Origin of the sequence: Paenibacillus cisolokensis (assembly GCF_050481165.1) — a bacterium.
Taxonomy (GTDB): Bacteria; Bacillota; Bacilli; order Paenibacillales; family Paenibacillaceae; genus Paenibacillus_AH; species Paenibacillus_AH cisolokensis.
In genome coordinates, this window is sequence record NZ_JBCNFP010000187.1 from 1 (window position 1) to 1,182 (window position 1,182).

At 43.5% G+C, this 1,182-nt stretch carries 2 protein-coding genes; one reads left to right on the forward strand and one right to left on the reverse strand.

From position 1 onward, the window contains the following. On the forward strand, nucleotides 1–187 hold a 187-nt coding region (locus ABEV74_RS22760; protein WP_430149928.1), incomplete at its 5' end, for an aldehyde dehydrogenase family protein. Between the two features lie 113 nt (nucleotides 188–300). Here ABEV74_RS22760 and ABEV74_RS22765 read toward each other — a convergent pair. Beyond that, a complete protein-coding gene (locus ABEV74_RS22765) occupies nucleotides 301–1,098 on the reverse strand; it encodes an IclR family transcriptional regulator (RefSeq protein WP_009225678.1) in 798 nt (265 codons plus the stop codon). Between the last annotated feature and the right edge of the window lie 84 nt (nucleotides 1,099–1,182).

Sequence of the window (1,182 nt, forward strand, 5' to 3'; positions counted from 1 at the left end):
TTTGAAAAAAGTCATGTCCGTCATTGACGAGCTGGATTTTGGCGAAATCTATGTGAACCGTCCGCATGGGGAATCCGTGCATGCTTTTCATAACGGCTTTAAATTAAGCGGGCTAGGTGGCGAGGATGGCAAGCATGGTCTGGAAGGTTATTTGCAGAAGAAAACGATGTATATCAATTATTCCTGATGTGCTATTGGTAGCATAATCGGACATTTGATCTGGTTCCTATGTCAAAACTCCCGCTTGCTTTCAGCAAGCGGGAGTTTTTTAACGCCCCAAAGCGAATGGTTGTATTTTACTTATATCGTGTAAATGGCTCGCATTGACGGGACAAATCCTAATCGCTTGGAGATGAGGTGGGATTTTTCACGGATTTGTTCCTCAATTTCTTCCTGTTGTTCAAATATTTTTTCTGTAGGGCCGGCTACACTGACCGATGCAATGACTCTACCGGTGTAATTGAAAATTGGAGCGGCGATCGAACTTAACCCCTCGTCCAGTTCTTCCCGATTGATCGCAACCCCTCTTTGCCTGATCCGGCTTAACTCTTGGAGGAATTCCTGGTGATCTGTGATCGTGGTCGGCGTGTAGCGTTGCAATCCTTTTTCACTAATGATCTGATCAACCGTTTCAAGAGAGAAATAAGCCATTATCGCTTTGCCTAGTCCCGTGCAATGCGCGGGATTTCTCGTCCCCAATTTCGCATTCATGATGAAGGACGAGGTTCCTTCCACTTTGTAAATATAGATCACTTCACCTTGGTCAAATACCGCCAAAAAAGACGTTTGTCCGGTATTTGCTGCCAGATCATGCATGTGCGGCTGTGCTGCTTCGACCAGGTCGATATTATGCAAACCTGACATACCGATTTCTATGGCTTTTAACCCGATAAAATACTTGTCGGAATCCGGGTCTTGTGTGACAAATCCGTAGGTTTGCAAGGTTTCTAAAATACGGTGAATGGTGCTTTTCGGGAGTTGAGTGGTTTCGGATAATTCACTGATTCCCCCGCCTCCCTTTTTTTTAGAAAGGCATTCCAAGATAAACAGTGCGCGTTCTAATGTCGAACTGGTTTTTCCGGGTAAATTTGAGCTCATCACAACCACCTTTAAATATCACATTAACTCAATAAAAATAATTCATTTTTAACCGATAGTTAATATACTGGACAGTGAAAAGTT

Bases quoted from the DNA above. Each gene is read 5' to 3' on its own strand.
- ABEV74_RS22765 (WP_009225678.1), bottom strand. From the start codon at position 1,098: ATGAGCTCAAATTTACCCGGAAAAACCAGTTCGACATTAGAACGCGCA.